Genomic DNA, 14,777 nt, shown 5'->3' with positions numbered 1-14,777 from the left:
CGTAAGGAACAACGTGAGCGACGAGCAGACAACTGACGCGCGGCACATCTCGGACACCGAGCGCATCCGCCAGGTCGACCTGCAAAAGGAGATGCAGCGCTCCTACCTCGACTACGCCATGAGCGTCATCGTCGGGCGCGCCCTGCCCGACGTGCGCGACGGCCTCAAGCCCGTCCACCGTCGCGTCCTGTACGCCATGTACGACGGCGGATACCGCCCCACCTCCTCGTTCTCCAAGTCCTCCCGCGTCGTCGGCGAGGTCATGGGTAACTACCACCCCCACGGCGATGCCGCGATCTACGACGCCCTCGCGCGCCTCGTGCAGCCCTGGTCGCTGCGCTACCCCCTCGTCGCCGGCCAGGGTAACTTCGGTACCCCCGGCAACCTGGGCCCCGCCGCACCCCGTTACACCGAGTGCAAGATGGCGCCCCTGGCCATGGAAATGGTCCGCGACATCGACGAAGAATGCGTCGATTTCCAGGACAACTACGACGGCCGCAACCAGGAACCCACCATCCTGCCCGCGCGCTTCCCGAACCTCCTGGCCAACGGCTCCGAAGGCATCGCCGTCGGTATGGCCACCCGCATCCCGCCGCACAACCTGCGCGAACTCGCGCGCGGCGTCGAATGGGCCCTCGAGCACCCCGACGCGTCCCGCGAAGAGCTCCTCGAAGCGCTCATCAAGCTGATCCCCGGACCCGACTTCCCCACCGGCGCCACCATCCTGGGCCACAAGGGCATCGAAGACGCCTACCGCACCGGACGCGGCTCCATCACGCAGCGCGCCGTCGTCAACGTCGAGGAAATCCAGGGCCGCCAGTGCCTCGTCGTCACCGAGCTGCCCTACCAGGTCAACCCCGACAACCTGGCCGACAAAATCGCCCAGCTCGTGCGCGACGGAGCGATCGGCGGCATCGCCGACATCCGCGACGAGACCTCCGGCCGCACCGGCCAGCGCCTCGTCATCGTCCTCAAGCGCGACGCCGTCGCCAAGGTCGTCCTCAACAACCTCTACAAGCGCACTAGCCTGCAGGAGAACTTCTCCGCCAACATGCTCGCGCTCGTCGACGGCGTGCCCCGCACCCTGTCGATCGACGGCTTCATCCGCCACTGGATCAACCACCAGATCGACGTCATCGTGCGCCGCACGAAGTTCCGCCTGCGCAAGGCCCTCGAGCGCCTGCACATCCTCGAAGGCTACCTGAAGGCCCTCGACGCCCTCGACGAGGTCATCGCCCTCATCCGCCGCTCCCCCACGGTCGATGAGGCCCGCGCCGGCCTCATGGAGCTGCTCGACGTGGACGCCATCCAAGCCGACGCGATCCTGGCCCTCCAGCTGCGCCGCCTGGCCGCCCTCGAACGCCAGAAGATCATGGACGAGCACGCCGAACTCAAGGCCCGCGTCGACGATCTCAACGACATCCTCGCCAAGCCCGAGCGTCAGCGCGCCATCATCTCCGCCGAACTTGGCGAAATCGTCGACAAGTTCGGCGACGAGCGTCGCACCCGCATCCTCCCCTTCGACGGGGAAATGTCGATGGAAGACCTCATCCCCGAAGAGGACGTCGTCGTCACCATCACCCGCGACGGCTTCGCCAAGCGCACCCGCACGGACAACTACCGCTCGCAGAAGCGCGGCGGTAAGGGCGTGCGCGGCACCCAGCTGCGCGGCGACGATGTGGTCGAACACTTCTTCGTCACCACTACGCACAACTGGCTGCTCTTCTTCACCAACCTCGGCCGCGTCTACCGCGCCAAGGCCTACGAGATCCCCGAAGGCGGTCGCGACGCCAAGGGCCAGCACGTCGCCAACCTGCTGGCCTTCCAGCCCGACGAGCACATCGCACAGGTTCTCGCGATCCGCACCTACGAGGACGCAGACTTCCTGGTCCTGTCCACCAAGCGCGGCCTCGTCAAGAAGACCCCGCTGAGCCTGTACAACTCGCCCCGCTCCGGCGGGATCATCGCCATCAACCTGCGCGAGGACGAGGACGGAAAACCCGACGAGCTCGTCTCCGCACAGACCATCATGGCCGACGAAGACCTCATCCTCGTCTCCCGCGACGGCCAGGCCGTGCGCTTCACCGCCACCGAAGACCAGCTGCGCTCCATGGGCCGCTCCACGTCCGGCGTGCGCGGCATGAAGTTCCGCGGCGACGACGAGCTGCTCAGCATGGAGGTCCCGCGTGACAACACCGACCTGCTGATCGTCACCGAGTCCGGCTACGCCAAGCGCACCCCCGTCGATGAATACCCGACCAAGTCGCGTGGCACCCTCGGCGTGCGCGTCGGCAAGCTCGTCGACGAACGCGGCGACCTCGTCGGTGCCCTCGTCGTGCGACCCGATGAAGACGTCATGGTCATCACCGAGTCCGGGAAGCTCGTCCAGGTCAACGCCTCCGACGTGCGACCCACCGCCCGCAACACCATGGGCGTCATCTTCGCCCGCCCCGACGAGGGCGACCGCATTATCGCGATCACTCGCAACCCCGATTCGGGTGACGAGGACGAGACTGACGAGTCCGAGAACACCGAGTCTATGGAAGGGACCGACGCCCCCGCGGACGAGGCTTCGGCCCCCGCAGGTGGCGACGATACCGCAGACACTGACAAGTGACGCATGATCACGGGACGAGGCCCCCGCCTCGTCCCGTGATCAATCTGCCAAAGCGGCGCGGAACCAGCGCCGGTGCCAGGCGATGCGGTAGCCTGGCAGGTAGGAAGTGCGACCTGGAAGGAAACCCATGAGCGACCACGTCTCGAGCACCCGCAGCGACGCTCCCCGCCGAGTTGACCTGGCCATCGCGCGCATCGACGCGTGGACCGTCATGAAGGTGGCGTTCCTGCTGTCCGTCGCCCTGGGTATCGCAATGGTCGTCGCCACGATCGTCCTGTGGCTCATGGTCGACGCCATGCACGTCTTCAGCCAGCTTGAGGAATTCCTCAAGACCATGGGCGCCGGCCGCTACGCGGACCTCCTGGACTATACTCGCCTGCCGCGGGTCATCTCCTACGCGACCATCGTCGCGGTCATCAACGTCGTTCTGCTCACCGCCCTGTCGACGCTGGGAGCCATGCTCTACAACGTCGTCGCCTCCCTGGTGGGCGGCATCAAGGTGTCCCTCATGGATGAGTGAGGGCACTCGCGCAAGGGGTCGGCTGATGCCGGCCCCTTTTGCTATGCCTTGCGACGGTTATCGCGCTGCTTGTAGCCCCGCCTGATCTCCGGCCGCCGCGTGGCCTGCCCGCCCGCTCGCCGTCCGCGCCGCGAGCTTCGCTCGGCGCGTCGTCTCGAAGCCCGGCCCGGCCCCGCTATCGCTCACTGTCGCCCTCTGCTGGCACTGCTTGGCCTCACCTGACTACGTGTGCGTCACCTCCCTCCATGCCAGGTCATTAATGTCGCACGTTATTCCCCTGCGACTGTTTCAGAATTTGAATTGTGATTGTTGGTATTTCAATGTTTCTGAGTGTTGTTGAGGGGTCGGTCCGATCGAACTTCGTGCGAGTTTTCTGAGGAGTGGGTTTGAAGCTACGTGTGGGTGTCGCAGATCCTTCGCGTGAAACCGGTGTCGCCTTTGCGGGCGCCGGCCGAGCCTCAACTGAAACCGGTGTCGCCTTTGCGGGTGAGAAATGGGTGTTCTTGGTGCGTTTTGCGGTCGCAGTGGTGTTGTCGGTTTCAACGGTTGCTGTTCAGGGGCGCGCAGTGGTGATGGGGGTTTCATGCTGGTCTGTTTCAGCGGTTGCAGTGGTGTCATCGTCCCCACGTCGCTGCGTCCGGTGCGCGGAAAAGTTCGCCCTGCGTGCTCGAAACACCCCAAATTTGACGTTTTTGAGGTTGCTGGGCGAACTTTGTCACGGGTTGAGTGGGGGAGAGGGCGTACCGGGTGAATGTTGTCGCGCCTGCCGGCCCCGCCACCATAGTTTGCGGTGCCTCCGGCACCCTCCACATCGGCCTCGGTGGGGGTTTTGCAGCATGAGGAGCTGGCTGTCGGCGTGTCAGTAGCGTGTCGGGGTTCTCATGACGTCATTTCCCCATGTGGCAGCAGTGAGGTCACGGTTCGATGCCAAAGTGCAGACCGCCTCGGCGATAAACGCTGAAAAAGCCCTGTTGTGTCTGAGGTGGTCCGCGTGCTGGGTGCGACGCTTTCTGTCGCGCTGTGTTGTTCGCAGCTGAGCCCGTTACTCCGAGTGCTCACCCGATATATCGCACGTGGACCCGATGAGCTGCACGTTAACCCTTGGATACGCACGTAAACCCCTTGACCTGCACGTGGGCAGGGCCGCCCACGCACATCTCATAGGGTTAGCGTGCGGGGGAAGGGGCCCACGTGCGTATGAAAGGGCCCAGGTGTCCACCTCGAATGCCGGTGTTGGTAGTTGGTATCAATCCGCATCGGGCGTGCCCGCAAGACCGCCGCAAGGATGTCGCGCAAGATGAGTCCGGACCGCGATTGCCGCCGGTGATCGGGAGCAAGTGTTGACCCCTGCGAGCGCCACGCATACGGGTTGTGGCTGAGTGGCCCCGGCCAGGATGATGTGACGACCGTTGCCGGAGTGGGCAGCGGAAGGAGTGGACTCACCCACGAGCCGGCCGTCACGTAAACGCGCATTCGCCCGTCGATGCCAAGAAAGAAACCATCGTCAATGACCGACGCGGGAAATCCCACGGGATCGAAGGCATAGACATGCTTGAGCGCCGGGGGAGTGGTGGCCGCCGCCGCGTACAGCGCGAGATTCGCACCCTTTGAATGGCCGACCACGGTGAGTGGCCCATTGGCCCGTGCCGCCGCAAACGCCAGGTAGTTGGCGGCCCACAGCTGCGAATCCGTCGGGAAATCAAGGCCGAAGCGGGCATCCTCCGCCCACCCGACTGCGCTTGCATCCGTCCCGCGTAAGACCACGTAGGTCGCCCCGGCCTCGTCGACGAAGGTGACGGCGCCGAACTGAGCAAGCGGCTGCGACGTCAGCCGCGTGACCGCATCGCGCACGCGCAGGCCCCCGAAGCGCGCGCTCGCACCGGCGGACTCGAGGAGGGGACGATCGGCGTGGGACGCCAACGAATAGCGATACAGAGACGGGATTGACGAGGCCTGGGCGACTTCTCGGAGCAGGCAACCGCGCGGGGAACGAGGCCCGGGCAGCGCGTGAAAATCCACGTAGACCAGGCACGAGAGAACGAGAGCATCGGCGGGGGAGATGTCCGCTCGTAGCGGTGTGCGCGCGTCTCGGGCGTGCTCGATGACCGTAGTCACGAGGCCTCCTCCTCTCCGTCGATGGCCGGACAATGGCGGTCGTGTTGGACGTCACCAACGCTCGATTTTGCCGGATGGCCTTGTGCTGTGTACTATATCCGAGTGCCCGAAAGGGTGCCGGTTGGGCCTATAGCTCAGTAGGTTAGAGCGCAGTCCTGATAAGACTGAGGTCGGTGGTTCGAGCCCACCTAGGCCCACCATCCGCAGGCGAGCGAAAGCGGAGGATCATCATGAAGAAATGGGTCACCTGTTGTGTGGCTGTCGGATCCGTCGTGGCCGTCGGCATCGCCGTCCGACAAATTCTCGTTGATCTTTCCGATAACGCTGACCTGTGGAAGTCCGTCACGGACGCCGTGGAGGACTGAGTTCCTCCAACGGGGCTATGGCGCAATTGGTAGCGCACCTGCTTTGCAAGCAGGGGGTTACGGGTTCGAGTCCCGTTAGCTCCACTCTACGTACAAGGCTCGAATCCTTGCCATCTTGTATGGTTTCGGTTCGGGCCTTTTTGCTGTCTTAGGCCCGGCCCGGGCAAGGGCGTTGGTGAGGTGGCTCTGGCGTCGGCGTGATCCCGAGGACACTCACCTCAACCGCGTTGAGGCTTGGCAAGGGAGCCGGATAACCCGCGTACTTGCTCGTAAGCGGCGAGCGCCTCGCGTCGCGACTCGGCCAGGTCGACGACGGACACGACAGGCCGAGCGAGTCCCTCCGGGATCCAGCGCCTGACATAGCGGCTGCGCGGATCGAAGCGGGTGCGCTGGAGGTCAGGGTTGAAGATACGGAAGTAGGGCGCAGCGTCTGCGCCGCAGCCGGCCACCCACTGCCACGAGATAGGATTGTTGGCCTCGTCTGCGTCCACGAGAGTCTCCCAGAACCACTGCTCGCCGTCTTGCCAGGGCTGGAGCATGTTCTTGGTGAGCAGCGATGCCGCGACCATGCGCACCCGGTTGTGCATCCAGCCTGTCTGCCATAGTTGCCGCATTCCAGCGTCGACGAGGTCGATGCCGGTGCGGCCCTGTCGCCAGGCCCGCGCCAGGTGGTCGTCGGGATAGTAGGGGAATTCCGCGAAAGCTGGACGCATGGGGGTGTCCTCTAGATGTTCGCGGTGGTGGAGCAGGTGCCAGCTGAACTCGCGCCAGTAGAGTTGCCTGGTCCAAGCGACGATATCCTCGCCCGAGGCCGTGCTGGTACGGGCTGCGGCCACGGCTTGGCGCGGCGATAGTTCCCCGCACCGCAACCTCGGCGAGATTCTACTGGTGGATGTTTCCTCCCCGGGCAGGTCACGGCGTGTGGCATAGCCGGGCAACCAGCTGTCGATGGCGTCCAGTTGCTGCCGGGCTGCCAGTTCACCGGGCTCCCAGTGCTGTGCGAGAGTCTCTTCCCACCAGGCGGGGCCCTCGTCGAGCAAGCCAATGTCCTCTAAGTTCTGCAGGACACCGTCCTCCCGCAACGTGGCGAGGGCTGTGTCCGCACCGCCCCGCTCGCCGATCGGTGAGGGCTCGGGCAGGAGGGAAGTGAGGGGCAGGTCGGCTACGGCGTGGCTGAACGGTGTGAAAACTTGGTAGTGGGAGCCGTTGACCGTCTGCATCAGCCACGGTTCGGCGAGAAGGCTGCCGGGGTGGCTGTGCACTTCGGTGCGGGATGTCAACTCTTGCTTGATGGCAGCGTCCAATCGGCAGGCTGCCGGGGCGTAGCGTCGTGTCCAGTGAACGACGGTAGGTTGCAAGGCGTCCACGACTCGGCGCATGACGTTCGCGGCATCACCCCGGGTGAAGACGAGTGGAATGCCAAGGTCTGCAAGCCGCGGTGCCAGCTGTTGCAGGCTGCGGTGGTACCACCACCGGGTGGCCGCACCGAGCGGGCGTGGGCCGTGCCGATTGTTGTCTTCATCGGTCCTCCGGGTTTCGTGGATCCACAGTGCCACCACGGGTCCATCTGCTGCTGAGCAGGCGGCTGTCAGCGCCGGGTGGTCAGCTAGACGGAGGTCGTCGCGAAGCCAGATCAGTGTTGTCATGGAGGATCCTTGGGAGGGTTCAGTGCAGGAATTGGCCGGCGATCGTGTCGGCGAAGGCTGTGAGGGGCATCGGCTGCTGCTCCCGATCAAGGAAGTGGTCCACCCAAACCCGGGCGTAGAGTGCTGTGGTCATGCACGTTATCGTCGCTGGTCATCGTATTTTATAGGCGACTGGCGCCACAAGAAACCTCGGAGGTCTGTGGACGGCGCGTGGCCGAGCCAGAGTTCTCCGCCTGTCTACGGAGGTCCACGTGTCACCCGCAACCTGGTGGTTGCGGGTTTTCTGTTTGTGAGCTTCGACAATTTGAGCAGGTCAGCGGCACCGCTGACGCCATATTGTGCGCTTGGATAAAATTTGTCCGACCACCTGGTTATAGGTGGCGAATCAGGGCGCCCCGTCACAACAATTGTGCAAAGTGGCACGTCAGATGCAGTGAAGCACCGTATTTATCCACAGCACTATGCACAGTTGTGTATAAACCGTATGGATGGTTGTTTGTCGGTGCATCACCATTGTTTGAAAACTGACCTGCACAGGTGAAGTTGGAAGGCTTCTCATCTCGGAAAACAGCGTCTTCACACTTGTTGAGGAACTCGTAAAATTGGCTTGAAATGCACGCTTTTCGCACATTCAGGAGTAGGCTGTGCACACCAATCACATGTGGTCGAAGGCTTCCAAGCCCGCCCAGCTGCTTGCCATGCTGGTCACGACCGCCCTCGTCATGCTTGGCGTCACGACGCTGCCCACATATGCGGCGGCTCCGAGGCTCAAACTCGCTATCACGCCCGATGAGACCTCGTACCTGTCCGGTGTTGAGCAGCGCTACGTCGTCGAGTTCGCCTGTGCCTCCACCACGGAGGACTGCGTTGACTCGGTCGTCACCATCACGCTGCCCCACACGGTGACCCCCGCGGGTGACCCGAACCCCGACTCGGCGCCCTACGGCGTCAACGCCACGGCCACCGCCGGCAAGAAGGTCGTCACCCCCACGATCAAGGCTCCGACCGCCAACGCTGACGGCCTCGTCACCTACAACCTCGGAACAGTCGCCGCCGGCTCCTCGTTCCAGACGGTCCTGACCTTCACCGCCCTGCGCGGCGTGACCCCCGGCGGCTCCACCGTCACCCCGGTCGCGACCTTCACCTCGGGCGAGAGCAAGGAAACCTCCCAGGCGACCGTCACGATCAAGTCCGAGCCGACGCCCCTCCTGAGCAAGACCGGCCCGGTTGCAAGCCCCAAGAACGTCGACGTGACCTACCAGATCACGCCGAAGTACGACACCAACGTGGACGGCCTCAACGGCAAGTCCAACATGACCGATGTCGTCATCACCGACCCGCTGCCCAAGTGCGCGACGTACGTGTCCTCCTCGGCCTCGGGTAACACCAAGACGATCACGGCCGCGACCGTCGAGAGCTCCTACGACGCCGCGACCCACACCGTCACCTGGAACATCGGCGACGTCAACCCCGCGTTCATGAACCTCGTCCTGTCCGTCACCGTCCACTACGACGACACCTGCACGGACGACACCGTCACCAACACCGCGAAGCTCACCGGCAAGGAGATGAACAACGAGACCAACGTTGTCACCGCCGACGCTTCCTTCACGCACCGCTTCGACAGCGAGATCCGCTACGGCGGCGGCTTCAACAAGCGCGCTATGAGCCAGTTCGAGCGCGGCAAGCAGGGCAACTGGCTGTACAGCTACTCCAACAACTCCAACGTCCCGGTCGTCATGGAGTACACCGACTACCTGACCTGTGGCCTCGTGTCCCCGACCGACGGCTCCAAGGACTGCGACAAGCCCCTCATGAGCGTCAAGACGATCGACACCCAGACCACGACGCCCATCGAGATCACCTACTGGACCAACAAGGGCAACACCGGCACTCAGACCGTCTACCACGGCAAGGCATTTGACTTCTCCTCCTTCGCCGCCGACGAGTACCTGACCGTCTTCCACTACAAGCAGACGATCCCCGCCGGTGAGTCCTCCATCCTCAACGTCGCCGGCCCCGTCGGCGCAGGGACCCCCACGACCGAGGATGGCACGACCTACGTCGAGGCCGACACCAACTCCGCCGCATGGAAGGCCGGCAAGTCCGACCAGTATGTGCGCGTCCAGAACTGTGTCACCGACTGGTCCATGAAGTCCCTCGACGGCTCCCGATCCATCCAGATCCCCGCCGACGACTACTGCGACATCCTCACCCTGGGCACCGCGCTGCCCAAGTACTACAACGTCAAGTCCACCATCAAGGGCAACCTGGCGTTCCCCGGCTCCGAGGTCACCTTTAGCGTCACCGCGAATAACACCTCGACCGTCGTTGACTCCCAGCCCGTCATCTCCGACCTGCTGCCCTGCGGCATGACCTTCGTCGAGGACTCCGTCACCGGTGGTCCCGCAGGTAAGGAAAAGACCGTCACGGTCCGCGATGTCACCGACGCCACCGGCTGCACCCGCCAGCTCGTCCAGGTCACCTGGCCCGGCTACCAGACCAAGGGTGGCACCACCATCCAGCTGCGCGGCAAGGTCGGCCCCTCGATGAGCGCCGGCACGCACAAGAACGAGGCCTACATCTCCGCGGCCGAGCCCGAGTACGCGCTGACCTCCAAGTCGACCACGATCTGCTTCTACGGCTCTACCGATGACACCTACGATGTCAACAGTGATGGCTCCACCGCTGACCAGGTCTGCCCCGTCTCATCGACCTTCACGGTCTCCGAGCAGGCCGGTGCCGACGTCGTCCTTGAGGGCCTCGGCTCCGTGGAAGGCTCGACCTACAAGAAGTACGTCGACGGCGTGTCCATGATCCGCCAGGGTGAAGACGGCAAGTACCGCATCACCCCCACCAACTCCGGTAACGCGGACCTGTCCGACATGACCGTCTACGGCATCCTGCCCCACGTTGGCGACACCTCCATCCAGGGTTCTGATCCTCGTGGCTCCGAGTGGGCACCCATCCTCACCGGCCCCCTTCAGGTCGGCGCAGGATCGGGCATCGACCCCTCGCAGGTCACCATCGAGTACTCCACCTCCTACAACCCCTGCCGCGGCGAAGTCATGAAGCAGGGTGACGCGATGGCAGCCGGCCCCACAGGATGCGACAACAACTGGACCACCACCCCGGCCTCGTGGGCCGACGTGAAGTCCTACCGCATCTACATCAACGGCAAGGCCACCCCGATCAAGGCCGGCGCATCGATCCCGATCATCGCGCCCATCAAGGCCCCCGATAACGCGACCGGCATCGCCTACGAGTCCGTCGCGATCGCGGCCACCCAGGCCTCGAACAACCGCGCCATCCTGCCCGCCGAGCCGATCAAGGTCGCCATGACCCTCGGGCTCGACGTCGCCCTCAACAAGACCGTCGTCTCCGACGCTTCCAACCTGAAGCCCGGAGACCAGGTCACCTACCGCATAGACGCCGGCAACATCGGCCAGGGCAAGGCCCCCGACCTCAAGGTCAAGGAAGCCTTCCCCGCAGGCACCACCTTCGTGTCCGCTGAGATGCACAAGTGCGCTTCCGGCTACACGACCGGCCTGCCGCAGGAATGCAAGGGCACCGACGAGGCCGGCACCTTCGACGGCACCACGTGGACGATCGGCGACATGCTCGCCGGCGAATACGCCTCGCTCTTCGTGACGGTCACGCTGAACGCCGACACCGACGGCAAGACCCTGAACAACACGGCTGCCTTCGTGAACCCGCCCGAGTACGACCTCGTGCCCGGCAACAACTCCTCCTCTGCGTCCATCACCGTCAAGCACCGCCTCTCGGGCAAGGTGTACTACGACGCGAACGAGTCCTCCTCGTCCGACAACGGTGAGGACCCCTTCAAGGACATCACGATCGAGCTGGTCGGTGCCGACGGTAACGTCGTCGCCACCACCAAGACCGACGCGGACGGCAACTACTCCTTCACCGGCCTCGACGCCGGAACCTACACGGTCAAGGTCACCAAGGCCGGCGACATCGCCGAGCTGACCCAGACCGAGGATCCGGATGGCACGAAGGACAACGCCTCCGGCGTGATCACGCTCAACGCCGACAACCCGGTCCGCGAGAACGTCAACTTCGGCTACATCAAAAAGCACGCGATCTCCGGCAACGTCTACCTCGACCAGAACCGCGATAAGACGAAGAACACGGCCGATATCGACCTGTCTGGCATCACCGTGAAGCTGCTCGATAAGGACGGCAACGTCGTGGGTACCACCAAGACCGACGGGGACGGCAACTACTCCTTCACCGACCTCAACGACGGCACCTACACCGTCCAGGTCGACAAGACCGGCCCGCTGGCGGACAAGGAGCAGACCGAGGACCCCTCCGGTCAGGCGGACTCGCGCTCCCAGGCCATCACCTTCACGCGCACCGACCCGGACGTCACCAACGTCAACTTCGGCTACGCCGAGGACTACACCATCTCCGGCACCGTCTACTACGACAAGGACCGCTCCGAGACCCTCAACAACTCCGAGCCCGGCTTCGACGGCATCACCGTGACCCTGCTCGGCGAGGACGGTGCGGTCGTCGCGACGACCACGACGAAGGCAGACGGCACGTACTCCTTCTCCAAGCTGCCCGCCGGCAAGTACACCGTCAAGGCGGAGCCCTCCGACCTCCTCAAGAAGCTTGAGCAGACCGAGGATCCGGACGGCACCAAGGATCACACCTCCGGCGTCATCCAGGTGGGCCACGACAATCCTTCCGTGAAGAACGTGAACTTCGGTTACGCCACGAACTACACGATCAAGGGAACCGTCTACCGTGACGCCGACCGCTCCGAGTCCCTCGAGGACGGCGAGAAGCTCTACCAGGGTGTGACCGTCGATCTCCTCGACACGGACGGTAACGTCGTCGCCACCACCACGACCGACGCCAAGGGCGCCTACGCGTTCACCAACCTTGAGGAAGGCACCTACAAGGTCCGCGTCCACAAGGAAGGCCCCATCGCCGACCTCGTCCAGAGCGAGGACCCCGACGCCACCAAGGACAACACCTCCGGTGACATCACCCTCGAGCTGAACGACCCGATCAAGAAGAACGTCAACTTCGGGTACATCTCGAACAACTCGATCTCCGGCACGGTCTACCGCGACGACAACCGCTCCAACTCCCTCAACGGGGGAGAGGCCGGCTACCCCGAGCAGACGGTCCAGCTCCTCGATAAGGACGGCAAGGTCATCGCGACCACCAAGACCGACGCCAACGGCAACTACTCCTTCGACAACCTGCACGACGGCACCTACTCCGTTAAGGTCGTCAAGGACGGAGCCCTCACCGACCTCGAGCAGACCGAGGACCCGGACGGCACCAAGGACAGCGCCTCCGAGCCCATCGTCCTGAACGAGGACAACCCCACGAAGAAGAACGTCAACTTCGGCTATGTGCCCGACTACTTCATCAAGGGCACCATCTACCGTGACGGCAACCGCTCCGGCACGCTGGACACGGATGAGAAGCTCTACGAGGGCGTGACGGCCAACCTGGTTGACGTCGACGGCAACGTCGTCGCCACCACCACGACCGACGAGAAGGGCAACTACTCCTTCGATAAGCTCCCCGTGGGCACCTACTCCGTCAAGGTCGTTCAGGATGGCCCCATCGCCCCCCTCGAGCAGACCGGCGACCCGGACGCCACGAAGGACAACTCCTCCGAGCCCATCACACTGAACAATGACAACCCGTCCAAGACGGACGTCAACTTCGGCTACGTGAACAACAACTCCCTGTCGGGCACCGTCTACCGCGATGATTCGCGCAACGGCGACCACGACGGCACCGAACCCGGATACTCCGGCGTCACCGTCCAGCTCCTCGACAAGGACGGCAACGTCGTGGGTACCACCACGACCGACAAGGACGGCAAGTACTCCTTCGAGCACCTGCCCGACGGCACCTACTCCGTCAAGGTCGTCAAGGACGGCGAGCTCGCCGACACCGACCAGACCGAGGACCCGGACGCGAACAAGGACAACGCCTCCGAACCCGTGACCCTGGGCGAGGACAACCCCACCAAGGACAACATCGACTTCGGATACGTCCCCGACTACTCGATCCACGGCCTCGTGTACCGCGACGGTGACCGCGACGAGACGCACGGCGCAACCGAGAAGGGCTACGCCAACCAGACTGTCGAACTGCGCGACAAGGACGGCAAGGTCGTCGCGACCACCACGACGGACGAGAACGGCGCATACTCCTTCTCCAAGCTGCCCGCCGGCGACTACACCGTCAAGGTCGTCAAGGACGGTGCCCTCACCGACCTCGACCAGACGGAGGATCCGGACTCCACCAAGGACTCCACCTCCGGCATCATCTCGCTGAGCAACGACCACCGAACCGAAACGGACGTCAACTTCGGCTACATCGCCAACAACTCCATCAACGGCACCATCTACCGCGACGGTGACCGCGACGGAAAGAAGGGCGACACCGAAGGACGCTACTCCGGCGTGACGGTACAGCTCCTCGACAAGGACGGCAAGGTCACCGCCACCACGATGACCGACAAGGACGGCACGTACTCCTTCGAGCACCTGCCCGACGGCGACTACTCCGTCAAGGTCGTCAAGGACGGTGCCCTCACCGACACCGACCAGACCGGCGACCCCGACAACAAGCTGGACAACGCATCCGAGCCGATCACCCTCGACGAGAAGAACCCCACCAAGGGTGACGTCGACTTCGGCTACGTCCCGAACAACACCATCAAGGGCACCGTCTACCGCGACTCCGACAAGTCCGGCTCCTACACCGACGGTGAAGAGACCTTCTCCGGCGTGACGGTCGACCTGCTCGACAAGGACGGCAAGGTCGTCGCGACCACCACGACGACCGACAAGGACGGCAAGTACTCCTTCTCCAAGCTGCCCGCGGGCACCTACCGCGTCAAGGTCTACCCGGACGGCGACCTCGCCGACCTGGACCAGACCGAGGACCCGGACGGCATCGCCGACTCCATGTCCGGTGAGATCACGATCGGCTTCGACAACCAGAAGGTCACCGGCGTGAACTTCGGTTACGTCGCACCCGACGTCCCGGTCACCAAGCCGAAGCAGGGCCTCGCCCGCACCGGCTTCGACGGCCTGATCGGCGGAGCAGGCCTGGGAGCGGCCGTCGTTGGCGGCATGTTCCTGTGGATGCGTCGCCTTCGCCAGGACTGAGGATCAGTCGGCCTGAGCCTCGACGAGGCAATGGCTGAGTGAGCCGACAAGGGGCGGGTACTTCGGTACCCGCCCCTTTGGCATACCCGCCCCCACGGCGTTCCCGGGTGGGCTTGAGGTTCTTCCTTGTGGCGCCGCTGGTGTTCCGTGCGCCGGAGGGCACGGCGGGCAGCATCGGCGCGAAAACATTCACCCTGCTCGGCCTGACGTGGGTGCGAGCGCGAAAAAGTTCGCCTAGCATACGAAAAATTGCTCAAACACGCCGTTTTATGCTGTGCTGGGCGAGTTTTTCGCGGAAATGCCGCAAACAGCCTCACGTTGGGCGAGCTTTATCGC

Annotated in this window: 6 protein-coding genes and 2 tRNA genes; 6 read left to right on the top strand and 2 right to left on the bottom strand. The window is 64.0% G+C overall.

Annotated elements, in window-relative coordinates:
* Positions 1-13: 13 nt before the first annotated feature.
* Positions 14-2,617 (top strand): DNA gyrase subunit A, encoded by a 2,604-nt coding sequence (gyrA, locus tag FOC40_RS01150; RefSeq protein WP_004565404.1) that lies wholly within the window; start codon positions 14-16, stop codon positions 2,615-2,617.
* Between the two features lie 127 nt (positions 2,618-2,744).
* The gene (locus FOC40_RS01145) at positions 2,745-3,137 is read left to right on the top strand and encodes a DUF3566 domain-containing protein (RefSeq protein ID WP_004565405.1); all 393 of its coding nucleotides are present in this window, start codon (positions 2,745-2,747) and stop codon (positions 3,135-3,137) included.
* Between the two features lie 1,158 nt (positions 3,138-4,295).
* Here the strand turns inward: FOC40_RS01145 and FOC40_RS01140 are convergent.
* Positions 4,296-5,252 carry an Mbeg1-like protein gene (locus FOC40_RS01140; RefSeq protein ID WP_004565408.1) on the bottom strand — a complete coding sequence of 319 codons (957 nt, stop codon included), beginning with the start codon at positions 5,250-5,252 and terminating at the stop codon, positions 4,296-4,298.
* A gap of 123 nt (positions 5,253-5,375) precedes the next feature.
* Between FOC40_RS01140 and FOC40_RS01135 the strand changes: the two genes are divergently transcribed.
* The 3 genes from FOC40_RS01135 (at position 5,376) to FOC40_RS01130 (ending at position 5,701) form a co-directional block, all read left to right on the top strand.
* Positions 5,376-5,452 (top strand) — tRNA-Ile (locus FOC40_RS01135).
* Positions 5,453-5,482: 30 nt separating this feature from the next.
* The gene (locus FOC40_RS10620; RefSeq protein WP_004565409.1) at positions 5,483-5,617 is read left to right on the top strand and encodes a DLW-39 family protein; all 135 of its coding nucleotides are present in this window, start codon (positions 5,483-5,485) and stop codon (positions 5,615-5,617) included.
* A gap of 11 nt (positions 5,618-5,628) precedes the next feature.
* Positions 5,629-5,701 (top strand) — tRNA-Ala (locus FOC40_RS01130).
* A gap of 134 nt (positions 5,702-5,835) precedes the next feature.
* On the opposite strand, the gene FOC40_RS01125 is transcribed toward FOC40_RS01130, so the two are convergent.
* A complete protein-coding gene (locus tag FOC40_RS01125; RefSeq protein WP_004565410.1) occupies positions 5,836-7,263 on the bottom strand; it encodes a cryptochrome/photolyase family protein in 1,428 nt (475 codons plus the stop codon).
* 659 nt (positions 7,264-7,922) lie between these two features.
* On the opposite strand from FOC40_RS01125, the gene FOC40_RS01120 reads away from it, so the two are divergent.
* Entirely contained in the window at positions 7,923-14,441 is a 6,519-nt protein-coding gene (locus FOC40_RS01120) for an SdrD B-like domain-containing protein (protein WP_004565412.1), read from the top strand.
* Positions 14,442-14,777 lie beyond the last annotated feature (336 nt).

This window comes from Schaalia odontolytica, assembly GCF_009730335.1.
GTDB classification, from domain to species: Bacteria; Actinomycetota; Actinomycetes; order Actinomycetales; family Actinomycetaceae; genus Pauljensenia; species Pauljensenia dentiphila.
The sequence above is the reverse complement of the archived record's forward strand: the minus strand, read 5'-3'. Positions and strand labels throughout refer to the sequence as shown.